The 23628-nt window shown below is 74.9% G+C and carries 12 protein-coding genes; 5 read left to right on the top strand and 7 right to left on the bottom strand.

Annotated features, from left to right (window positions below):
- Nucleotides 1-25: 25 nt before the first annotated feature.
- The 7 genes from AB0O11_RS19490 to AB0O11_RS19520 form a co-directional block, all read right to left on the bottom strand.
- Nucleotides 26-943, bottom strand: coding sequence for an alpha/beta fold hydrolase (locus AB0O11_RS19490; RefSeq protein ID WP_363388202.1), 918 nt, complete (start codon nucleotides 941-943; stop codon nucleotides 26-28).
- Nucleotides 940-1917 carry a beta-ketoacyl-ACP synthase 3 gene (locus AB0O11_RS19495; RefSeq protein ID WP_363388205.1) on the bottom strand — a complete coding sequence of 326 codons (978 nt, stop codon included), beginning with the start codon at nucleotides 1915-1917 and terminating at the stop codon, nucleotides 940-942. The genes AB0O11_RS19490 and AB0O11_RS19495 overlap by 4 nt, the downstream gene beginning before the upstream one ends.
- Nucleotides 1914-2726, bottom strand: coding sequence for an enoyl-ACP reductase FabI (fabI, locus tag AB0O11_RS19500; protein ID WP_363388208.1), 813 nt, complete (start codon nucleotides 2724-2726; stop codon nucleotides 1914-1916). The genes AB0O11_RS19495 and fabI overlap by 4 nt, the downstream gene beginning before the upstream one ends.
- Nucleotides 2726-3967, bottom strand: a complete 1242-nt coding sequence (locus AB0O11_RS19505) for a beta-ketoacyl-[acyl-carrier-protein] synthase family protein (protein WP_363388211.1) — start codon at nucleotides 3965-3967, stop codon at nucleotides 2726-2728. The genes fabI and AB0O11_RS19505 overlap by 1 nt, the downstream gene beginning before the upstream one ends.
- Complete coding sequence (locus tag AB0O11_RS19510) at nucleotides 3964-4218, bottom strand: acyl carrier protein (RefSeq protein ID WP_363388214.1); 255 nt, start codon at nucleotides 4216-4218, stop codon at nucleotides 3964-3966. Before AB0O11_RS19510 ends, AB0O11_RS19505 begins: the two co-directional genes overlap by 4 nt.
- Before the next feature lie 64 nt (nucleotides 4219-4282).
- Nucleotides 4283-5401: a radical SAM protein gene (locus AB0O11_RS19515; RefSeq protein ID WP_363388217.1), complete on the bottom strand. Its 1119-nt coding sequence runs from the start codon at nucleotides 5399-5401 to the stop codon at nucleotides 4283-4285.
- 48 nt (nucleotides 5402-5449) lie between these two features.
- Entirely contained in the window at nucleotides 5450-6169 is a 720-nt protein-coding gene (locus tag AB0O11_RS19520) for a Phenylacetic acid catabolic protein (RefSeq protein WP_363388220.1), read from the bottom strand.
- A 395-nt stretch (nucleotides 6170-6564) separates the two neighbouring features.
- On the opposite strand from AB0O11_RS19520, the gene AB0O11_RS19525 reads away from it, so the two are divergent.
- The 5 genes from AB0O11_RS19525 to AB0O11_RS19545 all read left to right on the top strand — a co-directional run bounded on the left by AB0O11_RS19525 (nucleotide 6565) and on the right by AB0O11_RS19545 (nucleotide 23547).
- On the top strand, nucleotides 6565-7023 hold the full coding sequence (locus AB0O11_RS19525; protein WP_363388223.1) for a PaaI family thioesterase: 459 nt from the start codon (nucleotides 6565-6567) through the stop codon (nucleotides 7021-7023).
- A 161-nt stretch (nucleotides 7024-7184) separates the two neighbouring features.
- Nucleotides 7185-7352, top strand: coding sequence for a hypothetical protein (locus tag AB0O11_RS19530; protein WP_363388226.1), 168 nt, complete (start codon nucleotides 7185-7187; stop codon nucleotides 7350-7352).
- A 186-nt stretch (nucleotides 7353-7538) separates the two neighbouring features.
- Nucleotides 7539-8816, top strand: a complete 1278-nt coding sequence (locus tag AB0O11_RS19535) for an MFS transporter (protein ID WP_363388229.1) — start codon at nucleotides 7539-7541, stop codon at nucleotides 8814-8816.
- 212 nt (nucleotides 8817-9028) lie between these two features.
- The gene (locus AB0O11_RS19540; RefSeq protein ID WP_363388232.1) at nucleotides 9029-22081 is read left to right on the top strand and encodes a MupA/Atu3671 family FMN-dependent luciferase-like monooxygenase; all 13053 of its coding nucleotides are present in this window, start codon (nucleotides 9029-9031) and stop codon (nucleotides 22079-22081) included.
- Nucleotides 22078-23547, top strand: a complete 1470-nt coding sequence (locus AB0O11_RS19545) for a condensation domain-containing protein (protein WP_363388235.1) — start codon at nucleotides 22078-22080, stop codon at nucleotides 23545-23547. The genes AB0O11_RS19540 and AB0O11_RS19545 overlap by 4 nt, the downstream gene beginning before the upstream one ends.
- Nucleotides 23548-23628: the final 81 nt, after the last annotated feature.

Consider the following 23628-nt stretch of genomic DNA (forward strand, 5'->3'; position numbering starts at 1 on the left):
GGGCGGTGGGGCTCGGTTCGGATCCTCATACGGTCGGGCGGACACCGCCATGCGGAGCAACGGTCTCCCCGGCCCCGGCGGCCGTGGCGAGCATCCAGGGGGCGATCCGCTCCACCAGCCCGCGGTTGTGCCGGATCCAGCGGAAGTGGTCCAGCGCGCGGCCGTCCGCCTGCTCGGCGGTGTAGCTCCAGCGCTCCACCCGGGCCGAGCGAAGCTTGGCGCACAGGTGGTCGACGGCCCGCGGCGGCGCGAGCTCGTCACCCTGCACGTCCACCGCCAGCACCGGCAGGTCGACCCGGGCCAGCGCCCGTTCGTAGTCGGTGACCGCGCCGCGCACCCGGTAGCGGCCGGTGCGCATCTGCCGCGCCCAGTCCCGCATCAGCCGGGCCGACTCGCGGCCGCCGAAGCCGAAGCGCTCGCCCGGCCAGTGGCCGACCGCCGCCGAGGCGACGATCGAGAACTGGCTCAGTGCCAGCCGCTTCAGGCCCGCCCGTACGCCGAAGGTCCGGTACCACGCCGATCCGCTGGCCACCAGCACCGCGCCGGCGAGCCGGGGCCGGAACACGCCGCAGTGCACCAGGCCGAGCTGCCCGCCCAGGCTGTGCCCGAGCAGGAGGCGCGGCGCGCCCGGGAACGCCCCGGCCACCGCGTCGAGCACCGCCCCGAAGTCGTGCTCCACCAGCTCGCGGAAGCCGAAGGCGACACCGCGCCGCGGCACCGGGCGGCTCTCGCCGTGGCCGCGCAGGTCGCAGGTGGCCACGCTGAGGCCGGCCGCGTGCAGCGCACGGACCAGCGGGGTGTAGTGCCGGGCGGCCGTCCCCATCGCCGGCAGGACGATCACCACCGGGGCGGCCGGTTCCGGCCGGGCCAGCGCCCGGACGGTGAGCCGGGCCCCGTCCGGCGCGGCGATCTCGGCGATCACGGGGAACCGGGGGGTCTTCACCTCCGTGCCTCCCCGTCGGCGTCGGCGTCGGCACCGGCGCCCGGCCGCCAGCCGATCACCCCGGCGCCCCAGGTGATGCCCGCGCCGAACGCGGCGAGGCCGAGCAGCTTCGGGCCGTCCAGCAGGCCCTCCTCGCGGGCGTGGGTCAGGCCCAGCGGGATCGAGGCAGCCGAGGTGTTGGCGACCCGGTGGACGTTCAGGTAGAGCCGCTCCGGGGGCAGCCCCACCTCCTTGCCGACCGCGCGCACGATCCGGGCGTTGGCCTGGTGGGCGACGAACAGGTCGAGGTCCTCGCAGGTCAGGCCGCGCCGGGCGAGCACCTCCCGGGTGGCGGCGGACATCTTCTCCACCGCGTGGTCGAACACCTCCCGGCCGTCCATCCGCAGCTTGCGGTCGTCCCGGTCGGCGTACAGCAGCGGGATCTGCTCGCCGTCGCTGCCGAGCGAGAAGCACGGGTCGGGCGCGCCGGGCACGTCGGCGACCACCGCGGCGCCGGCGCCGTCGGCCAGCAGCACCGCGGTGCCGCGGTCCTCGTGGTCGGTGATCCGGGTCAGCGCGTCGGCGCCGCAGACCAGCACCGCCTCGGCCCGGCCGGTCTCGATCAGTGCGGCGGCGTGGTCCAGGCCGTAGACGAAGCCGGCGCAGGCCGCGTGCAGGTCGAAGGCCGTGGCCTGCGGCATGCCGAGCCGGGCGGCGACCTCCACCGACACCCCGGGGGTGACCCGGTCCGGGGTGATGGTGGCGACCACGACGTGCCGGATGCTCCCGGCGGCGCGCCCGGAGCTGCGCAGCGCCTGCTCGGCGGCGGCCACCGCGAGGTCGGCGAGCCGTCCCTCCGGCGCGAGGAAGCGGCGTTCCTCGATGCCGGTCCGCTTGACGATCCACTCCGGGGAGGCACCGATCCGCTCGAAGTGCGCGTTGGGGACGACGCGTTCGGGCAGTGCGGCGCCCACGCCGACGATGGCGGCCGTCATGCCGCGCCTCCTTCGGCGAAGGCCGGGCCGGTGCCCATCCGGACGGCGTGCATCCCGCCGTCCGCGTGCAGGATCTCCCCGCTGACGGTCGCGGCGAGGTCGGAGAGCAGGAACAGTACCGGCCCGACCACCACGGCGGGGTCGGTGCGGTCCCAGCCGAGCGGGGCCTCGGCCTGCCAGCGGTCGGCGATCCGGTCGAAGGTGCTGATCGCCTGCCCGGCGACGGTCTCCACCGGGCCGGCCGCCACCAGGTTGACCCGGATGCCGGACGGGCCGAGGTACATCGCCAGGTACCGGCAGACCGCGCCGAGGGCCGCTTTGCCGACCCCCATCCAGTCGTAGCCGGCCCAGGCGCCGGTCGCGTCGAAGTCCAGTCCGACGACGCTGCCGCGCCGTCCGTCCGCGCTGAGCAGCGGGGCGAGTGCGGTGGCCAGCGAGTGCAGCGAGACGGCGGCGGTGCGCAGCGCGAGGCCGGCGGCCTCCGGCGGGGTGGTGAGGAAGTTGCCGCTCAGCGCCGTCTGCTGGGCGGCCGCGACGGCGTGCAGCACGCCGTCGACCCCGCCCCAGCGCTGCTCCAGTTCCTTGACCAGCCGGGCGAAGTCCTCGGGCCTGGTGACGTCCAGCTCCAGCACGTCGGCCGGGCGGGGCAGGCCGCTCGCCGCCTTCTCGGTGATCCGCCGGGCCCGGCCGAAGCCGGTGAGCAGGACCTCCGCGCCCGCCTCCTGGAGCGCCCTGGCGGTGTGCCAGGCGATGGAGTCCTCGTTGAGCACCCCGGTGATCAGATAGCGGCGTCCGTGGAATCCGAGCATCACTCCTGGCCTTTCGTCGTACCGAAAGCCTCGGCCGCCGCCAGCACCAGGGCCGCGTTGTGTCCGCCGAACCCGAAGGAGGTGGAGAGCCCTGCCCGGCGGCCGCCGGGCAGGGCGGGGGCGGCGAGCGGGGTGGCGCGGCGGATCAGGTTCAGCGGGCCGAGCTTCTCGTCCGGCTCGCGCAGCCCGACGGTGGGCGGGGCGGTGGCGTGGCGCAGCGCCAGCAGGGTGGCGATGGCCTCCACCGCGCCGGCCGCGCCGAAGAGGTGGCCGGTGCAGGACTTGGTGGAGGACAGCGGGACCGCTTCCACGGCCGGTCCGAGTGCCAGCCGCAGCGCCTCGCACTCCGACCGGTCGTTGAGGAGCGTCCCGGTGCCGTGCGCGTTGAGGTAGCCGAGCTGCCCGGGGGTGACGCCGGCCGCGTCGAGCGCCAGGGTGACGGCGCGGGCCGCGGGCTCGCCGGTCGGGTCCGGGGCGGTGAGGTGGTGGGCGTCGCAGGTGGCGCCGTAGCCGAGCACCTCGCCGAGCACGGTGGCGCCCCGGGCGGCGGCACCGGCCTCGGTCTCCAGCACCAGGATCCCGGCGCCCTCGCCGATCAGCAGGCCGTCCCGGTCGCGGTCGAAGGGCACCGACCGGCCGCTCTCGGACAGCGCCCCGGCGGTCCGGAAGGCGGCCTGCACCAGGCCGGAGGTGGAGGCCTCGGCGCCGCCGACCACCACCGCGTCGGCGGCGCCGGCCGCGAGCAGCAGCAGGGCGGTGCCGATCGCCTGGGTCGCGCTGCTGCACGCCGAGGCCAGGCAGAGCGCCTCGCCCCGGAAGCCGTGGCGCTGGGCGATCTGCGAGGCCGCGGCGTTGGCCATCATGGCGGGCACCATGAGCGGGGAGACGAACTCCCCGCCCTGCTGCCGGAGCACCTCGGCCTGGCTCTCGAAGCTCGCCGTCCCGCCGAGCGCGCAGCCCACCACGCAGGCGATCCGCTCGGCGGGGTAGGGCGGCGGGCCGTCCGTCCATCCCGCCTGGGCCAGGGCCTCGGCGGCGGCGACGAGCGCGAGCTGGGTGAAGCGGTCGGTGCGGCGGATCTGCTGGCGCGACAGGTGGTCGGCGGGCCGGAAGTCCCGGCACAGTCCGAGCCCGTCGGCGAGCCCGCTCTCGCCGGCGACGGCGCGCCGGTGCAGCTCGTCGGCGCCCACGCCCAGCGGGGTGACCGCGCCCAGGCCCGTGACGACGGCCCGGGGCCTCACTCCAACCCGGCCTTCCTGCGGCACAGGGCGAGCACCTCGCCGACGGTGTACAGCTGGTCGAAGTCCTTCGGCTTCACCGGGATGCCCAGCTTCTTGCGGATGGACTGGCTGAGCTCGACCATGTCGAGCGAGTCGATCTCCAGCTCGTCCAGGGCGGCGTCGTCGACGATGTCCTCGCGTTCGACCCCGAGGTCGACCAGGGCGTCGACGACGAACTTCTCGATGGCGGTGCGGTCCAGTGTGTCGGGCATGACTCTCCTCGTCCGCGCGGGGCGGCGGTGGCGGGGAACGTACGGGCGGTGGGCGGCGGCGGGCTCAGGCCGCGGTGCCGGCCTTGGTGGCGTGGTAGGGGGCCCAGTGCCACTGCCGCCAGTAGCTCTCGGCGATGTCCAGCCACTGCTCCAGCCGGGCGGCGTCGTCCAGGAAGCGGTTCGCGCTGACCACCAGCCAGCTGTAGACGGCCTGGCTGTCCCGGCAGCCGCCGCAGTCGCCGGAGGTGCAGCAGAACTGGAGCGACTCGTAGTCGGCGCCCCAGACGTTGAAGCCGGGGATGACCGGGTTGCCGTTGGCGACCCGCTCCTCGTGCTCGGGGGCGTCGACGCTGAGGCTGGGGCAGACGTCGTAGCCGAACCGGCCGCCCCAGTGCGTCCGGCCGGTCACCAGGGTCCGGATGAAGTACGGGTGGCTCACCACGGCCTGCGGGTACAGCTCCTTGACCCGCTGCGCCTCGTCCAGCACCCGCTGCTCGTTGGCGATCTTCAGCGGGGTCTCGGTGCCGTGCTCGCTGTAGAAGTTGAAGGTGACGATGTTGCCGTTCTCGGCGATCTTCCGCACGGTGGGCTCGATGTGCTCGACGCCGGCCTCGGAGAGCGCGTAGATGAACAGCACCCGCTGGTCGTCGCGGTAGTGCGAGAGCGCGGTGTCGAACAGGCCGGTGAACTTCGAGCCGTTGACCCGGATCGCGCGCAGGTCGTCGTCGAGCGGGCCGCCGCCGAAGACGCTGACCGCGATGGCGATCCTCTCGAAGCCCTGCTTGGGCATCGGGCGCAGGCCGTTGGTGGAGATGGTGATGTACGGCAGCTGTTCGACGAATGCCTCCACCCGGCGCGGGACCAGGGTGGGCTCGCCGCCGATCAGGGTGGCCTGGTTGACGCCGTCGTCGGCCAGCTTGCGGGCGAAGGCCCGGATGCGGTCCAGGTCCGACAGCTCCCTGACGGCCGTGTCGAAGCCGCCCTCGAAGTACCAGCAGCCCTTGCAGCGGATGTTGCAGGCGTTGGTGAGGTGGACCTCGCAGGAGCGGACCTCGCGCCCCAACCGGCGCAGCCGGTGCAGGCGTTCGGCCAGGTCGGGCCGGTCGGCGATGAGTTCGGCAGTGCGCGCCTTCGCCTCGCGCCGGCTCAGCGGGCGCTGTTCGATGGTGACGGGTGTTGCCATGGTGGTGGGCTCCTCGGGAGTCGCGGGACCGGCGTGCTGCTGCACCTGCTACTCCGGGAGGCGCAGACCCAGGTTCTTGATCCGCGGGGTGACCTTCTCGCGCCACAGGTCGCAGGCCTGGCCGTTGGTGGTCTGCCGCAGGCCGAAGCGGACGGCCAGCTCGGCGCGCTCGGAGCGCGGGCTGCCGAAGATCCGGACGAAGGTCGGCCAGAGCCGGTCCAGGGCCTGCTGGAGCTGCTCGCGGCCGTCCTCGGTGGCGGCGAGGTTGCGGCACACCCGGGCGCCGTGGGCGATGTGCACCTTCTCGTCGAGGATGATCGTGCGCACGGCGTCCGCCCAGGGCCGGTAGCTGCTCTGCGCGAACTCGGAGATCATCACCATCGCGGTCTCCTCCCCGATGTAGGAGAAGATCCCGCGCTCGGCCCAGGTGGTGCAGTTGTGGAACTCCTGGGCGCGGAAGAGGTTCCGCTCGGCCAGGGTCTGCGACTCCATGTAGGTGGTGTCCACACCGATCTCCGCGAGGACCCGCTTGCCGATCTTGTAGTGGTCGTACTCCTCGGCGGCGCGCTCGGCGCAGACCTGCCGCTCCTCGGCGTCGGGGGCCAGCGGCAGGAAGACCTGCACGTAGTCGTCGCCGCCGGAGAGCTCCCCTTCGGTGTTGACCACCATGCCGCGGATCGCGATCTCCCGGTACTCCTCCGGCATCGCCAGGAACTCGTCGGGAGTGCGGACCACCACCGCCTCGTCGTCCGGAATGGAAATCCCCATGGCACAACACCCCGTTCTGAAGGAGTCTGAAGCCGGACATGGCCGGGTGTGAGCGGCCGGGGGCCCGCTTCCACCGAGGCCCTCGATGACGACCACCAGGAAAAGACGCCGCCCCCCAGCGGCCGGCGGAGCTCCGCACCGGCTCCGCTGAACTTCCTCGGAGCGTAGGTCCTGCATTTTGGGCCGAACAAGGTCCCTTACGAATCGTGCCGGGCAGATTCGGCCACCCGGCACCGCCGGAGCGACCGGTTCCGGCCATGCCGACACCGGCACGACATGCGCAATTCCCTTTCCCGTCAAGGATCTTGATGGATGACCACGGCAGACGAAGCTGGCCGGAAGCAGGCCTGGACCACTCCGGGCGTACCACCGGGCCGACGGTTACGCTGAGCCCCATGACCACCGACTCGAACACGGCGGTCGCCACCGTCGACGTCCTCCTGGGCCCCGATCAGCTCGATGACCTGATCGCCGCCCAGTTCCCCGACTACGCCGCCTGCCGGGTGACCGAGGTGGACGGCCGCACCCTGACCATGGCGGTGGACGGCGACCGGCTGCGCACCCGCCCGGGCGGCACCGTCTCGGGGCCGGAGCAGGCCGGCCTGTGCGACCTGGCCGCGTTCCTCCTGATCAACGCCCGGCTCGGGCCCACCCTGATGGCACTGACCAGCTCGTTGCAGATCAGCTTCCTCAACCGGCCCCGACCCGGGGCGCTGCGCGTGCACGCCCGGACGGCCAAGTTCGGGCGTCGGCTGTGCGTGGTGCTGGCCGAGCTGCTGGACGCCGACGACGTCCTGGTCGCCAGCGCCACGCTGACCTACGCGATCCCGCCGGCCCGACCCGAGACGGCCTGACGGCCCCTCCCCGCCGGACTCGCCCCATCGGGCCCACCCCGGGAACTCGCCCTGCCGCCGCTCCGACCCCGGCGGCCGGACGAATCCGACATTACGAATACGGGGTGGGGTATATTGGCGGGACGGCCCCGCGCCTGGGGGCCCGGAGAACGGAGAACGACATGTGCCGACGAGTCGCCTGCCGCACCTGCGGGAAGCCGACCTTCGCCGGGTGCGGGATGCACGTGGAACAGGTCCTGGCCGGGGTGCCGAAGTCCGCCCGGTGCGACTGCGCCGCGCAGGGCCGCACGGGCAAGGGCTGGTTCGGCAGGCTGTTCGGTCGCGGCTGACCCGCCCCCACTCCCGTCCGTACGCCAACAACCGGCCAGGGTGGCGCGAAAGATGACAGTAAGTCGGCCGACCTCACGATCTTTTGGACATGGAATGATCTAAGTATTGATCCAGAGCCCGTTCCCCTCTAAGTTGCGGTGCAATATCACACTGAACGGCCATGTGGCGCGCCCTGGGGGGATACGGTGCCGGACACCGCACTCAAAGCACCGCACCAGTCCGCGAACAAGCTGCCCCGGGTCTTCTACCGGCTGGCCGCGGGCGATGCCCTGAACATGTACGGGAGCCAGCTCGACCTGGTCGCCCTGAGCCTGTTCGCCTACGAGGCGGCCGGCAACGCCCTCGGCACGGCCGGGTACCTGGTCCTGCGGCTCGGCGGCGGCATCGCCGGCGGGCTGGTCGCCGGGCGGCTGGTGGCCCGGCTGGAACGGCGGCGGCTGATGGCGGGCTGCGCCGTGGCCCAGGCGCTCGCGCTGGTCGTCGTCGCCCTCGTCCCGGCCTCGATGCGCATCCCCGTCCTCTACCCGCTCGCCGTGGTCCTCGGCGGAGCCGCCGCGGTGGCCGCCGTCGCCCTGCGGACCAGCATCCCCGAGATGGTCGGTCCCGAGCGCCGGGCCCGGGCCAACAGCCTGATGGCGAGCTGCCGTTCCACCGAGATGGTGCTCGGCTTCGCCTCCGCGGGCGTGGTGGTGGCCTGGGCGGGATTCCGGGCCGCCCTGCTCATCGACGCGGCCAGCTTCGTCCTGTTCGGGGCGCTGGTGATCCGGCTGCCCCTGCCCACCCGCGCCGCACAGCCCGACGAGCCCTCGGCCGAAGCGGACGCGGCCGCACCCGACGCGGCCACCGCGGAGTCCAAGCGGCGCGGCCCCCGGTGGCGGGCACTGATCGTCCTGCGGGCCGCCCCGGTGGTGGGCGCCATGGCGGGCATCCGGCTGCTGGACGCCTTCGGCTCAGCCGCCCACAACATCAGCCTGCCGGTCTTCGCCAACCAGTCCTCCCCCGACAACCCGGCCGCACTGCTCGGCACCTTCTGGGCCACCTGGGCGATCGGCAACCTCGGCGCCCAGCAGCTGGTCTCGCGGTTCATGCTGCGGCGCGGCATCGAACCCGGCGAGCGCGGCTTCGCCCTGGGCACCTGCCTGATGTCCGTCTGCTTCATCCTGGTCTTCACCGACCTCCCGACCCCGCTCTTCCTGCTGGTCGCGATCGGCGCCGGCCTCGGCGACGGCTTCACCGAGATCTCCTACACCACCCGGATCCAGGCCCTCGCCGACGAGCGGCGCGGCGAGGCCTTCGGCATCCTCGCCTCCGCCGAGAACGTCGGCATGGGCACCGGGATGCTGCTGAGCGGCTCCCTGCTGGCGCTGCTCAGCCCGCTGACCGTGGTCGGCGTCTCCCACTCCGTCCCGATCGTGCTGGCGCTCGGCTTCCTGGTGATGGTCGCCCGCACCCGCCGCCGCTGACCCGAACGCACCCCCGCGCCCGCGCACCCCCGCGTCTCCACGCCTCCGTACGTCCGAGCCTCCGTACCTCCGCACCGTTCCGACTCCGCACCCCCGCACGTCCGCACTCCGGCGCCCCCGCGCCGTACGCGACACCCTCTCCGCTCCCCCCTCCCTGCCCCGGGGCGGCCCACACCCGCGCCCCGGCACCGATCCGAAAGGTGCCGAACGTCATGAGTCCCACCGGTCCCGACCACGGCCGGCTGCGCACCCTGGAAGCCCGGCTGCTGCTGCGCCCCGAGATCGCCGACTGCGCGCTGCTGCCCGTCGAGCACGAGAACGGCCGCCCCGGTCTGCTCGCCTACCTGGTGCCCGCCGTCGACGACGACCCCGAGGCCCTGCGCCGCCGGGCCGCCGCAGCGCTGCTGGACGCCGACCCGAGCGCCGAAGTGCACCTCCTGGACGGCATCGTCCGCACCCCCGAGGGCGAGCCCGACGCCGCCGCCCTGGCCGCGGCGCTCACCCGGCCACCCGCCGGGCCCGGCCCCGCTCTGCGCCACCTGCGCGAACTCACCGACCGCTGGCGGCCGTTCGGCGAGGCCTCGGCGACGGCCGGCACCGCCACGGCGGAGCCGACGGCCGCACCCGAGGAACCCGGGACGGAGGCCGTCGGCGCTCCGCTGCCCGATGCCGCGCCGGACGCGCCCCGGACGCTGCCCGAGGCGCTGCTGCGCGCCGCCGAACTGCACCCCGACCGCGGACTGCACCTGGTCCGGGCCGGCGGCGAGACGACCAGGATGACGTACCGTCAACTTCTCACCAGGTCCCGCGAGATCCTTGCCACGCTGGCCTCCGCCGGGCTGCGGGCCGGGGACCGGGTGATCCTCCAGGTCCCGGACCCGGAGCTCTACTTCCCGACCCTGTGGGCCTGCCTGCTGGGCGGGATGCAGCCGGTGACGGTCGCCCGCCCGCCGGACTACCACGAGCGCAACCCCGTCCTGGAGAAGCTCTGGCACGCCTGGCAGACCCTGGAGGAGCCGCCGGTGCTCGCCTGCGGGCCGGCCGTGGCGGGCCTGGAGCGGCTCGGCGAGCTGTACCCGGCGCCGGACCTGCGGGTGATCGCCGTCGACCGGCCCGCCGGGGGCGACCGGCCCGCCGCCCCCGCGCACGCCCCCGCCCCGGGCGACATCGCGATGCTCCAGCTGTCCTCCGGCAGCACCGGGCGGTCCAAGGCGGTGCAGATCACCCACCGCGGCATCCTGGAGTACGTGGCGGGCGCCGTCTCCCACGGCTGCGACCCGGCCGACACCACGGTCAACTGGCTGCCCCTGGACCACGTCGCCGGACTGCTGATGTTCCACCTGCGCGACGTGGTGCTGGCCGCCGACCAGGTGCAGGTGCCCACCGAACTCGTGCTCGCCGACCCGCTGGTCTGGCTGGACGCACTGGAGCGCTACCGGGCGGCGCACTCCTGGTCGCCCAACTTCGGCTTCCGGCTGGTCGCCGAGGCCGTCCGGGCGGCAGGCCCCGGCCGCCACTGGGACCTGTCCACGGTCAAGTCGCTGATCAACGCCGGAGAGCAGTGCACCGAGGCGGTGATGGACGAGTTCCTGGCCGCCACCGCCCCGTTCGGCGTCCGGCCCGAGCACCTGCTGCTGGGCTGGGGCATGGCCGAGACCTGCACGGCGATCACCTACAAGCGCTACCACGAGGACGGCGCCCGCCGGCTGGTGCGCACCGACTCGCTGTCCGGCCGGCTGGAGCCCGTCGACCCGGCCTCCGCGGAGCGCGGCACCGGCTTCCTCAGCATGGGACGGCCCGCGCCCGGCACCCGGATACGGGTGACCGGCGACGACGGGCGGGTGCTGCCCGAGCACTGGGTCGGCCGGCTCCAGGTCCACTCCGGCCGGGTGACGCCCGGGTACCTGAACAACCCGCCGGCCAACCAGGAGGCCTTCGTCGGCGACGGCTGGTTCGACACCGGGGACCTGGCCTTCCTGGCCGACGGCGAGGTGGTGCTCACCGGCCGCCGCAAGGAGATCATCATCGTCAACGGCGTGCACTACTTCTGCCACGAGCTGGAGGACGTGGTGGCCTCCGTGGCGGGGGTGCGCTCCGGGCACGTCGCGGCCTTCGGGGTGCCGGACGAACGCACCGGCACCGAGCAGCTGGTGATCGCCTACGTCCCGAACGACCCGGACGCCCCCGCGTCGCCCGTCGCCGCGGAGGTGCGGCAGCTGCTGGCGGCCCGCCGGCAGCCGGCCCCCGTCCTGGTGCTGCCGGTACCGGCAGCCGAGTTCCCGCGCACCACCAGCGGCAAGATCCAGCGCACCGCGCTGCGCCACCGTCTGCTGGACGGCGAACTCGACGACCACATCGTGGCGTTGGACCTGGCCGAGGCCAACTCCCGGACGCTGCCGGACTGCGTGCGGCAGCTCGGCTGGGAGCCCCGCCCGGTTCCGGGGGTCCCGGCGGCCCCATCGGATGACGAAACGATCCTGCTGCTCGGCCCGTCCGGCCCCGGAACCCTGACCGAAGCACTGGCATCCGCCCTGCCGAACACCCTGGTGGTGGACCGGCCGCCGACCACCGACCCCGAGGACTGGCTGCGGGCCCTCGGGGACCAGGCCGCCGACCGGCTGGTCTACCTGTGGAGTGCGACGGCCGACGAAACGGCGCAGCCGCCGGACGAGGCGCTGCTCGCCCTGCTGCGGGCGCTCCCGGCGCGGACGCCGGTCCGCGAACTGGTCTCGGTCAGCGCCGGGCTGCACGCCGTACTCCCCGGTGAACTCCCCCGGCCGCGGGCCGCGTTGACCGCGGCGCTGACCGCCGGGGCGCGGGCCGAGCAGCTGGTTCCGGCCGCCCGGCACCTCGACCTGCCGGGCGACGCACCAGTCGCGGAACAGGCGGCCGCGCTGCTCGCCCTGCTGGCCGATCCCCGGCCGGAGCCCGAATCCGCCTGGCGCGCCGGCCACTCCTGGGTCCCCCGGCTGGGACCGGCGGAGACCGCATCCGGTCCGGCCGCGGCGGGCTGCTCGCTGCTCACCCCCGGCGCCCGCTACCTGGTCACCGGTGGCCTCGGCGGGATCGCCGCCGAGCTGCTGCCCGGGCTGCTGCGCGAGTACGGCTCCCGGCTGCTGATCGTCGGCCGGAGCGACCTGGACGCCCCGACCGCCGAGGCGGCCGAGCGCCGCTCCGCGCTGCGCCGACTGGCCACCCAGGGCGGTCAGGTCACCTACCGTCAAGCTGACGTGACGAACCGTCGGCAACTCGCGAAGGTGCTCGCCGAGGCCGAGCGGGAGTGGCAGGCACCGCTGGACGGCGTGCTCCACCTGGCCGGCGGCTACCGGCTCGCGCTGCTGTCCGACACCGGCACCGAGGGCTGGCGCGAGGCCGTCCGGACCAAGACCGAGGGCACCGACCACCTCATCGAGCTGGTCCGGCAGCGGCCCGGCGCGCAGTTCGTCGCCTTCTCCTCGATGATCGGCCTCCAGGAGGCCGTCGGCTCCACCGGGTACGCCGCCGCCAACCGCTACCTGGAGAGCACCGTCGAACGGCTGCGCCGGGAGGCCGGCACCCCGGCCTGGACGATCTCCTGGGGCCTGTGGAGCGGTATCGGCATGAACCGCGACACCGAGAACGAGCAGGCCGCCGCCGGCCGGGGCATCGCCGTGCTGAGCGCCGCACACGGCCGCCGGCTGGCCTCCCTGCTGCTGGCCGGCGCCCCGGGCCACCGGTACGCCGGTCCGGACCCGAGCTCCCCCGCCGCCCGGCGCCGTCTGCTCGCCACCGCGCCCCGCCCGGTGGCCGCCGCCGCGCCGGCGCCGCCCACCGTGGCACCCGGAACCCGGCCCGCCGACCGGTCCGCCCCCGTCCCCGTCCCCGAGCGCACCGCACCGTCCGGCCTGCGCCGGCTGGTCCTGGACGCCTTCGAGTCGGTCCTCGACACCCCGCTGGACCCGGGCCGTCCACTGGCCGAACTCGGCATCGGATCCCTCCAGTTGATGCGGGTGCACGGCGCGCTCAGCACCGCGCTGCCCACGCCCCCGGCGCCCACCGAGCTGTTCCGCCACCCCACCGTGGACGCCCTGATCGCGCACCTGGCCACCGAGCCGGCCACGGGCCCGCTCGCGCCCACCACCGCCACCACCGCCTCGACGACCGGGCCCGGCGACGACCGCCGGGTGGCGATCGTCGGCCTGGCGCTGCGTCTCCCGGGCGCCGACACCCCCGAGCAGTACTGGCGGAACATCGTCGAGGGCGTCCGCAGCACCACCCGGTTCACCGAGGAGGAACTGGCGGCGGCCGGGCTGCGCCCGGAGGAGTACCGCCACCCCGACTTCGTCCCGGTCACCGGCGCGCTCACCGACATCGACCACTTCGACGCCGAGGCCTTCGGCATCAGCGGCGCCGAGGCCGCCCTGATGGACCCGCAGCAGCGCCTGCTGCTGGAGATCTGCCGCCAGGCCCTGGAGGACGGCGGCTACGACGCGCCGGACCCGGAGCGCCGGGTCGGGGTCTTCGCCGGCACCGGGATGACCCTCTACGCGCTGCGCACCTACTACCAGCACACCCTCGCCACCACCGCCGACCCGGCCGAGCCGGTGGCCGCCCTGCAGACCGCGATCGGCAACCAGGCGGACTTCGCCGCCACCCGGGTCGCCTACCGGCTGGGCCTCACCGGCCCGGCGATCGGCGTGCAGACGGCCTGCTCCACCTCGCTGGTCGCGGTGCACCTCGCGGTGCAGTCGCTGCTGGCGGGCGACTGCGAGCTGGCCCTGGCCGGGGCCGCCGCCCTGCACATCCCGCAGGCCGCCGGCTACCGCTACGAGGAGGGGTCGATCCTCTCCCCCGACGGCGCCTGCCGGGCCTTCGACGCCGAGGCGGGCGGCACCGTCGGCGGCAACGGCGTCGCCGCCGTCCTGCTCAAGCGCCTCGACCGGGCCCTCGCCGACGGCGACACCATCCACGGGGTGATCCTCGGCTCGGCCGTCAACAACGACGGCGGCCGCAAGGTCGGCTACACCGCGCCCAGCGTGGACGGGCAGGCGGCCGTGATCGGCCGGGCCCTGGACCTGGCGGGCGTGCCGGCCGAGAGCATCGGCTACATCGAGGCCCACGGCACCGGCACCCCGCTCGGCGACCCGATCGAGTTCCGGGCGCTGGACCAGGCGTTCCGGGCCCGGACCGGGGCCGCCGAGTTCTGCTCGCTCGGCTCGGTGAAGCCCAACATCGGCCACCTGGACACCTGCGCGGGCCTGGCGGGCCTGATCAAGGCCCTCCTGGTGCTGCGGCACGGCACCATCCCGCCGCTGGTGAACTTCACCAGCCCCAACCCCGCGCTGGAGCTGGCCGGCAGCCCGTTCCGGCTGGCCGCCGGGCGCCGGGAGTGGCCGGAGGGCCCCACCCCGCGCCGGGCCGGGGTCAGCGCGCTGGGCGTCGGCGGCACCAACGCCCACCTGGTGCTGGAGCAGGCCCCGGAGACCGCGGCGGTGCCCGCGCCCAGGCCGGCCCCGACCGTACTGCCGCTGTCGGCCCGCACCGCCCAGGGCCTGACCGAGCTGGCCGGCCTGCTCCGCGACCGGCTGGACGCCGAACCCGCCCTCGCGCCCGGCGACCTCCCGCTCACCCTCGGCGCCGGCCGGCGCGCCCTGCGCCACCGGCTGGCCGTCACCGGCCCCGATCCGGCCGCCCTGCGCAAGGGCCTGGACGCCTTCCTGGCGGGCCGGGCCACCGCCGGGGCCGTCCACCGGGAGACCGGGCGCGGCGCGGCGGCGCCGGTGCTGCTCTTCACCGGCCAGGGCGCCCAGTACCGGGGCATGGCCGCCGAGCTGTACCGGGCCTTCCCGGCCTTCCGCGCCGTCCTGGACGAGTGCGACCGGCTGCACCGCGAGAACTGGGACGAGCCGCTGCTGCCGCTGCTGCTCGACCCCGCCCCGCAGGGCACCGAGGACACCTGGAGAACCGAGGCGGCCCAGCCCGCTCTGTTCGCCCTCCAGGCGGCCTACCTGCGGCTCTGGCAGGAGCTCGGGGTCCGTCCCACGGCCGTCGCCGGGCACAGCGCCGGGGAGTACGCGGCCTTCCACGCGGCCGGCGCACTCGACCTGGCCGACGGGATGTTCCTGACCGCGCTGCGCGGCCGACTGATGCACCGGCTGACCGAACCGGGCGCCATGACGGTCGTCTCGGCCGGCCCGGACCGGCTCGCCGGGCTCGACGACTGGCTGCCCGGCGTGGAGCTGGCCGTGGTCAACGGCAAGGGCCAGTGCGTGCTGGCCGGTCCGCCGCGCGAGATCGCCGCCGCCGAGGCCGTCCTGGCCGCCGACGGGGTGAGCACCGAACGGCTGGCCACCGACCGGGCGTTCCACTCCCGCCTGCTCGACCCGATGCTCGACCCCTTCCGCGACCAGCTGGCCCGGCTGCGCCTGCAGCCGCTGACGGTCCCACTGGTCAGCAACCTCGGCGGCGAGGTGCTGGCGGCCGGAACCGTCCCGACACCCGAGTACTTCCTCCGGCAGACCCGGCACACCGTCCGGTTCGACCAGGTCCTCGCCGCCCTCGACGAGCAGGGCCACGAGCTCTTCCTGGAGCTCGGCCCGCACCCGACACTGACCGGCATGGGCCGCCGGGAGCTGCCGCAGCGCCACTTCGTCGCCGGCGGCCGGCGCGGCGCCTCGCCGGAGCAGCAGTTCGACGCCGCCGCGGCCGCGCTGTGGTCGCACGGCGTCCCGCTCGACTGGGCCCGTTTCGCCGCCGCCCGGGACTGGCCGGACGGACCGGCCCGCCGCGTCCCGCTGCCCACCACCGTCTTCCAACGCCGCCGCCACTGGTTCACCGCCCCTGCCCGGCCCACCACCGAGGACCCCGCCATGCGCCAGGACCCACCCCAGCAGGCCGCGCCGGCCGCCGTGCCGGAAGCCGCACCGACGCCGAGCCCCGAGGAGCTCGCCGAGCAGGCCGTCCTGCGGCAGGTCGTCGAGCGGACGGCCCGCCAGCTCGGCTACGACGAGGCCTCGGTCGGCGTCGACGAGCCCTTCTTCGACCTGGGAGCCGACTCGCTCTCGATGATCAACATGATCCGGGACCTGGAGCGCGCGTTCCGGGTGCGGGTGTCGATGCGCGAGCTGTTCGAGGCGGCGGACACCCCGGCCCGGCTGGCCGGGCTGATCGCCTCCCGGCTGGAGCCGGCGGTGCTGGCCACGCTGCTGCCGGCCGCCGAGCCGGAGCCGGTGGCGGTACCGGAGCCCGTCGCGGTGGAGGCTCCGGCTCCCGTGCCGACCGCACCTGTTGTCCAGGCCCCGGCGCCCCAGGCCGTACCCGCCGTACCCGCCGTACCCGCCGTACCGACCGCGCCCACCGCTCCGCAGGCCCCCGCCGCGCTCGCCCCGGTGAGCGACGGCACCGGCCTGATCGAGCGCCAGCTCGCGCTGCTCGGCCAGTTCTCCGACCTGATGCGCGACCAGCTCGGCCTGCTGGCCGGCGGCGCGCCCGCGCCCGCTCTCCCCGCGGCGCCCACCCCCGCGGCCCTGCCCCCGGCCGCCGCACAGCCCGCCGCCGCGCCCGCCGCCGAGACCCCCGCCGCTGCGCAGGCCCCGGCCGCCCCCCAGGTGCACGGCCCCCGGGTGACGGTCTCCCGCGAGTCCGGCATGGCCTCCGGCGGCCTGACCGAGCAGCAGCGCGCCCACGTGGACGAGCTGGTCGCCCGCTTCACCGCCCGCACCACCGCGTCCAAAGCGATCACCCGCCGCCACCGCCGCACCCTCGCGGACAGCCGCGCGGTGGTCGGCTTCCGCTCCGGCACCAAGGAGATGCTCTACCCCCTCGCCGCCCGCCGGGCCCGGGGGTCCCGGCTGGAGGACGTCGACGGCAACCCGTACGTCGACATCACCATGGGCTTCGGCGTCCTGCTCTTCGGCCACGACCCGGAGTTCGTCTCCGAGGCCGTCCGCGAGCACCTGTCCTCGGGGCTGCGGCTGGGCCCGCGTGGTCCGGAGACCGGTGAGGCCGCCGAGCTGCTGGCCGAGCTGACCGGCACCGAGCGGGTCGCCTTCGCCAACTCCGGTACCGAGGCGAACGCCGGGGCGATCCGGCTGGCCCGCGCGTACACCGGCCGGGACAAGATCGTCATGTTCGAGGGTTCGTACCACGGCCACTTCGACCACACCCTGGGCCGGACGCTGGGCCACGGCGCCGGCCGGGAGACCGTCCCGGTGTCCATCGGCATCCCGGGCAGCGCGGTCGCGGACCTGCTGGTGCTGCGCTACGGCGACCCGGAGAGCCTCAAGGTCATCGAGGAGCACGGCGACCGGATCGCCGCCGTCCTGGTCGAGCCGGTGCAGAGCCGCCACCCGGGCCGCCAGCCCGTCGACTTCGTCCGCTCGCTGCGCGAACTGACCGCCCGGCTCGGCATCGTGCTGGTCTTCGACCAGATGCTCACCGGCTTCCGGCCCCACCTGCGCGGCGCCGAGGGCTTCTGGGGCGTCACCCCGGACGTGTCCACCTACGGCAAGGTGCTGGGCGGCGGCTACCCGATCGGCGCGATCGCCGGGCGGGCGGACATCCTGGACGGCATCGACGGCGGGCACTGGGACTACGGGGACGACAGCTACCCGCCCAAGGACACCACCTTCTTCGGCGGCACCTACATCCAGCACCCGCTGGCGATGACCGCCGCGGGCGCGGTGCTGCGCCACCTGAAGGCGGCCGGCCCCGGCCTCCAGGAGCGGCTGAACGCGCGCACCGACGAGCTGGCCGCGACCCTGAACGGCTTCTTCGAGGAGGAGGAGTTCCCGCTGCGCCTGGCCCACTTCGGCTCGCTCTTCCGGTTCGAGCCGCGGGCCGACATGGAGCTGCTCTTCCCGCACCTGCTGACCCGCGGGGTCTACGTGTGGGAGTGGCGCAACTTCTTCCTCTCCACCGCCCACACCGACGGCGACCTGGAGTTCGTGATCGACGCGGTCCGCGAGTCGCTGCGCGACCTGCGGCGCGGCGGCTTCTTCCCGGCCTCGCCCGGCGTCCGGCTGCCCGCCCCGCGGTCGGCCGCCGAACTCCCGGTGCCCGCCGAGACCGTGGGCGGCGCGTCCGCCCAGGCCGTCGCGTACCAGCCGGTCAGCGACCCGCAGCGGCCGGTGGACTTCAGCCTCTACTTCTTCGGCGACTACCCGCTGGACTCCCCGGAGGACGAGAAGTACCGCATCGTCCTGGAGAGCGCCCGCTTCGCCGACCGGCACGACTTCCACTCCGTCTGGCTGCCGGAGCGCCACTTCCACTCCTTCGGCGGCATCTTCCCCAACCCCTCGGTGCTGGCCGCCGCCCTGGCCCGGGAGACCACCCGGATCCGGCTGAACGCGGGCTGCGCCGTCCTGCCGCTGCACCACCCGGTGCGGGTCGCCGAGGAGTGGTCGGTGGTCGACAACCTCTCCGGCGGCCGGGTCGGCCTGGGCTGCGCCAGCGGCTGGCACCCCAACGACTTCCTGTTCTTCCCCGAGCGCTACGGCAGCCACAAGGAGCTGATGCACCGGCAGATCGACACCGTCCGGGCGCTGTGGCGCGGCGAGCCGTACCAGGGCCGCAACGGCAACGGTGAGCCGATCGAGGTGACCCTGCACCCGCGCCCCCTGCAGGACCTGCCGCCCATGTTCACCGCGATCGTCGGCAACCCGGACAGCTTCCGCGAGGCGGCCCGGCACGACCTCGGCGTCATCACCAACCTGATGACCCAGGACGTCGCGCAGCTGGCCGAGAACATCGCGGTCTACCGGCGCACCCGGGCCGAGCACGGGCTCGACCCGGAGGCCGGCCGGGTGGTCGTGCTGGTCCACACCTACCTGGGCACCGACCTGGCCACCGCGCGCGAGCAGGCCTACCGGCCGTTCTGCCACTACCTGCGGTCCTCGCTCTCGCTGTTCGGGCAGATGGCCAACAGCCTGGGTCTGACCCTGGACTACGAGAACGCCCGCGAGGAGGACCTGGAGTACGTGCTGGAGCGCGCGTACGAGCGGTACTGCGCCTCCCGCGCGCTGATCGGCACACCGGAGAGCGTCCAGGGGGTGCTGTCCGAGCTGCGGGCGGCCGGCGCGGACGAGATCGCCGCCTTCGTCGACTTCGGGCTCTCCCCCGACCTGGTCGCGGCCGGCCTGCCGCAGCTCGACGCCCTGCGCCGGGACACCCTGCGCGGCGCCCCGCTGTCGTACGCCCAGCAGCGGATGTGGTTCCTGCACCGGATGCTGCCCGACGGCGGGCAGTACAACGAGGTCAAGGCGATCGCCCTGGACGGCCCGCTCGACCCGCAGGCGCTGGACACCGCGCTGCGCCTGCTGGTCGAACGCCACGTCGCGCTGCGCTCCGTCTTCCGGGAGCAGGACGGCGAACCGTTCCAGCAGGTGCTGGCACCGCCCGCCGGGCCGGTGCTGGAGCGGGTGGCGTCCGACGGGACCGGGCAGGACGAGGTGGCCCGGCTGGTCGCCGCCGAGGGTGCGCACCGCTTCGACCTGGCCGAGGGCCCGCTGTTCCGTGCCCTGCTGCTGGAGCAGGCGGCCGACCGGCACGTCCTGGTCCTGTCGATGCACCACATCGTGATCGACACCCTGTCGACCGTGGTGATCACCCGGGAGCTGGGCGAACTGTACCTGGCCGCACAGGAGGACCGCGCCGCCCGGCTGCCGGTGCTCACCACCGGCCCGGCCGCCGAGGCCGCCCGGGAGCGGGCCCGGGTGGCCGCCGGCGAGTACGACGAGAGCCTCGCCCACTGGCGCAAGGTGTTCGGCGGCGGCGACCTGCCGGTGCTGGCCCTGCCCACCGACCGGCCGCGCCCGGCCGTACCGGACGGCCGCGGCCGCTCCTTCGTCCACCACCTTCCCGCCGAACTCTCCGACAACCTACGGGAGTTGGCCAGGTCTCGGCGCTCGACCCTGTTCATGGTGCTGCTGACCGGCTTCGCCGGCGTCCTGCAGCGGTACGCCGGCCAGGACGAGATCGTGCTGGGCACCCCGGTGGCCAACCGGGCCGAGGGCACCGAGGACCTGATCGGGTTCTTCGTCAACACCCTGGCGCTGCGCCTGGACCTCTCCGGCGAGCCGGCCTTCGCCGAGGCGCTGGGCCGGGTCCGCTCCACCGCGCTGGACGCCTACGAGCACCAGCAACTGCCCTTCGAGGTGCTGGTGCAGGAGCTGAACCCGCAGCGCGACACCAGCCGCAACCCGCTGTTCCAGGTCATGGTCGAGTTCGAGAACCACATGGTCTTCGAACTGGACCTGCCCGGCGTGACGGCCCGTCCGCTGGACCACGTGGCGGACCGCTCCGCCTTCGACCTCACCCTCTTCCTGACCAGCCTGCCCGACGGCATCCGCTGCCACGTGGAGTACGCCGAGACCCTGTTCGACCGCGCCACCATCGACCGGCTGCTCGGCGCCTTCGAGCGGCTGCTCGCTGCCGCGGTCGCCGACCCGGAGCGCCCGCTCGCCGAGCTCACCGCCGTACCCGCCGCCGAGGCCGACGCGGCCCTGGAGTGCGGCCCCGCGGCCGCCCAGGACCCCGAGCACCCGCTGGCCACCATCGCCGCCACCGCGGCCGAGCGGGCCGGGCAGACCGCGGTCGTCGCCTCCGACGGCACCGAGACGGACTACCGGACGCTCATGGCCCGAGCGGAGGACCTCGCCGGCCGGCTGCTGGCGGCCGGCGTCCGCGAGGGCAGCCGGGTGGGCGTGCTGCTGCCCCGCTCGGTGGACCTGGTGGCCGCGCTGCTGGCCATCCTGCGCCTCGGCGCCGTCCACGTGCCGGTCGACGTGCTGCAGGGCCCCGAGCGCTGCCGGCTGATCGTCGAGGACAGCGCGCCGGCCGTCCTGCTCACCACCACGGACGACGCCCCGGCGCAGCTCGGCCTGAACGTGCCGACGGTGCTCACCGGCACCGCCCCGGCCGACACCGTCCCCGCCGAACTGCCCCCGCTGCCCGCCCCCTCGCCGCAGGCACCCGCCTACCTGCTGTACACCTCCGGGTCCACCGGCCGCCCCAAGGGCGTGCTGATGCACTCCCTGGCCCTGGCCCACTTCGTGGCCTGGAACGTCGCCGACCACCCCGCGGCCCGCACACTCCAGTACGCCTCCTGCGGGTTCGACGTCAGCGTCCAGGAGATCCTGACCACGCTGGCCGGCGGCGGCACCCTGCTGCTGATCGAGGAGGAGACCCGCTACGACGTGACGGCGCTGGCCGCCGTGGTCCGGGCCACCCGGGCCGAGCGGGTCCACCTGCCGTACACCCCGCTGGCGGCCCTGACCGACGCGCTCGGCGAGGAGCCGGTGCCGCACCTGCGGGAGCTGATCTCGGGCGGCGAGCAGGTGCTGCTCACCCCCACGCTGCGGGCCTTCCTGCGCCGCAACCCCGGCTGCCGGCTGATCAACCACTACGGCCCGACCGAGACCCACGGCATGACGGCCTGCGTGATCGACCCGGACGGTCCGGAGCACGCCCCGATCGGCCGTCCGACCCCGGGCAGCCGGGTCGTGCTGCTGGACGCCTCCGGACGCCGGGTGCCGCCCGGTGCGGTCGGCGAGATCCACGCCCTCGGCGTCCAGGTCGGCATCGGCTACATCGGCCTTGAGCAGGAGACCGCCGCCCGCTTCACCGACACCCCCGACGGCCGCAGCTACCGTACCGGCGACCTCGGCCGGTGGCGGCCGGACGGCCTGCTGGAGTACCTCGGCCGGGCCGACCGCCAGGTCAAGGTGCGCGGCTACCGGGTCGAGCCGGGCGAGATCGAGACCGTGCTGCGGGGCGTGCCCGGCGTGCACTCCGCCGCCGTGACGGCGCGTCGCACCGCGGCGGGCACCGTACTCGCCGGGTACGTCGGGTGCGCGGCCGCCGAGCTGCCCCGGGTCGCCGACCGGCTGGCCGACCTGCTGCCCGACTACATGGTGCCCGGGCTCTGGGCCATCGTCGACGCCCTGCCGTTCACCGCGCACGGCAAGCTGGACACCGCCGCGCTGCCGGAGCCGCGCCCGCTCGGCGCGGACGAGCCCCAGGCCGCACCGGCCACCGAGCTGGAGCGGACCGTGCAACGCCTCTGGGAGGAGGAACTCGGCCGCCCCGCCGGGGTGGAGACCTCCTTCTTCGACCTGGGCGGACACTCGCTGGCCGCCACCCGGCTGCTGAACCGGGTCCGCGAGGCGGCCGGCCTGCGGATCGGCGTGCTGGACTTCTTCCGCCGCCCGACCATCCGCGCGATGGCCGCCCACCGGCCGGCCGTCGAGCAGGCCCCGGCCCCGACCTACGAGGAGGGCACCCTGTGAGCACGGCAGAGGACGACTGGGCACGGCTGCTGCGCCTGCTCGACGAACGCGAGATCGTGCTGCGCACCACCGGCGAGCGGCTCGGGTACCTGGCCCCCGCGGGGGCGATGGACGAGGAGCTCACCGGCCTGGTCCGGGCCCACCGCGACCGGCTGCTGGCCACCCTGACCGGCTCCGGGGCCGCCCTGGCCGCCGCACCCGCCGGGGTGGCGCAGCGGCGGCTGCACAAGGTCCACGGCATGTCGGCGGATCCGGCGGTGTGGAACATCACCCAGCGGATCACCCTGCGCGGGCCGCTGGTGCCCGAGCGGCTGGCCGCCGCGCTGACGGCGGTGACCGAGCGGCACGAGAGCCTGCGGACCCGGTTCCTGGACACCGAGCTCGGGGTGCTCCAGCAGGTACTGCCGCACACCCCGCTGGACGTCCCGGTGGAGGACCTGCGCGGGCTCGCGCCCGCCGAACGGGACGCGGCCCTCGCCGAGGCCCTGGACGCCGAGGTCGGCCGCCCGTTCGACCTGGCCGCACCCCCGCTGCTGCGCGCCCGGCTGCTGCGCCCGGCGGCGGAGGAGTGGGTGCTGCTGCTGACCATCCACCACATCGCGGTCGACGGCTGGTCGCTGGCCACCGTCCTGGCCGACCTGGGCGCGCTCTACCGTACGGGCGGGCCGCTGCCGGAGGAGCCCGGCCGGATGACCGACCACGCCTGCTGGGAGCGGACGGTGGTCACCCGGGCCTCCATCGCGGCGGCCGTCGACCACTGGGCCGAGGCCCTCGGCGGCGCCTCGCTCTCGGTGGACGTGCCCACCGACCGGCCGCGTCCCGAGCAGCGCTCCGGGCGCGGCGAGACGGCAGGGTTCCGGATTCCGGCGGCCGTGGCCGAGGCGGTCGGGCGCTTCGCCGCCGCGCACTCCACCACCGCCTCGGCCGTCCTGGTGGCCGCGTTGGCCCGGCTGCTCGGCTCGCTCAGCGGCGCGTCGGAGGTGCTGATCCTGCTCTCCAACGCCAACCGCACGCGTCCGGCCGACGAGAACGTGGTCGGTCTGCTCACCGGCAGCATGCCGGTCCTGGTGCCCACCCGGGGCGACAGCGGGTTCGGGGAGCTGGTGGACCACGCCGCCGAGGCGATCGCCTCCGCCCTCGACCACTCCGTGATGGCCTTCGGCCTGCTGGTCGAACCGCTGCGGGAGCGCGGTGTCCCCATGCCCGCCGGGTACCCGCAGATCGTGCTCGCCGTCCAGAGCACCCCGGCCATCGCCCTCGATCTGCCCGGCCTGACCGTCGAGATCGAGGACATCCCCGGCCACTCCGCCCGCGCGGACTGCGCGTTCTCCCTCGCTCCGGACGGCGAAGGCTACGCGGGGCAGGTCGAGTACGACGCCGACCTGTTCGACCCGGGCACGATCCGGGGCTGGCTGGACGCCCTGGTGGCGGACCTGGAGCGGCAGTTGGCGGTGCCGCTCGTGTGACACCGGGTGGGTCCCCGGTGGGCGGCACGCCGCCCACCGGGGACCGTTGCCCGGCGCCGCGGCCCCGGAAAACCCGTTGGT

It is taken from the genome of Kitasatospora sp. NPDC093102 (genome assembly GCF_040683915.1).
Classification (GTDB): Bacteria; Actinomycetota; Actinomycetes; order Streptomycetales; family Streptomycetaceae; genus Kitasatospora.

Excerpts from the sequence above, each read along its gene's own strand:
- AB0O11_RS19495 (WP_363388205.1), bottom strand. The coding sequence starts at position 1,917 with ATGACGGCCGCCATCGTCGGCGTGGGCGCCGCACTGCCCGAACGCGTC.
- AB0O11_RS19510 (WP_363388214.1), bottom strand. The coding sequence starts at position 4,218 with ATGCCCGACACACTGGACCGCACCGCCATCGAGAAGTTCGTCGTCGAC.
- fabI (WP_363388208.1), bottom strand. The coding sequence starts at position 2,726 with ATGCTCGGATTCCACGGACGCCGCTATCTGATCACCGGGGTGCTCAAC.
- AB0O11_RS19530 (WP_363388226.1), top strand. The coding sequence starts at position 7,185 with ATGTGCCGACGAGTCGCCTGCCGCACCTGCGGGAAGCCGACCTTCGCC.
- AB0O11_RS19525 (WP_363388223.1), top strand. The coding sequence starts at position 6,565 with ATGACCACCGACTCGAACACGGCGGTCGCCACCGTCGACGTCCTCCTG.
- AB0O11_RS19540 (WP_363388232.1), top strand. The coding sequence starts at position 9,029 with ATGAGTCCCACCGGTCCCGACCACGGCCGGCTGCGCACCCTGGAAGCC.
- AB0O11_RS19515 (WP_363388217.1), bottom strand. The coding sequence starts at position 5,401 with ATGGCAACACCCGTCACCATCGAACAGCGCCCGCTGAGCCGGCGCGAG.
- AB0O11_RS19520 (WP_363388220.1), bottom strand. The coding sequence starts at position 6,169 with ATGGGGATTTCCATTCCGGACGACGAGGCGGTGGTGGTCCGCACTCCC.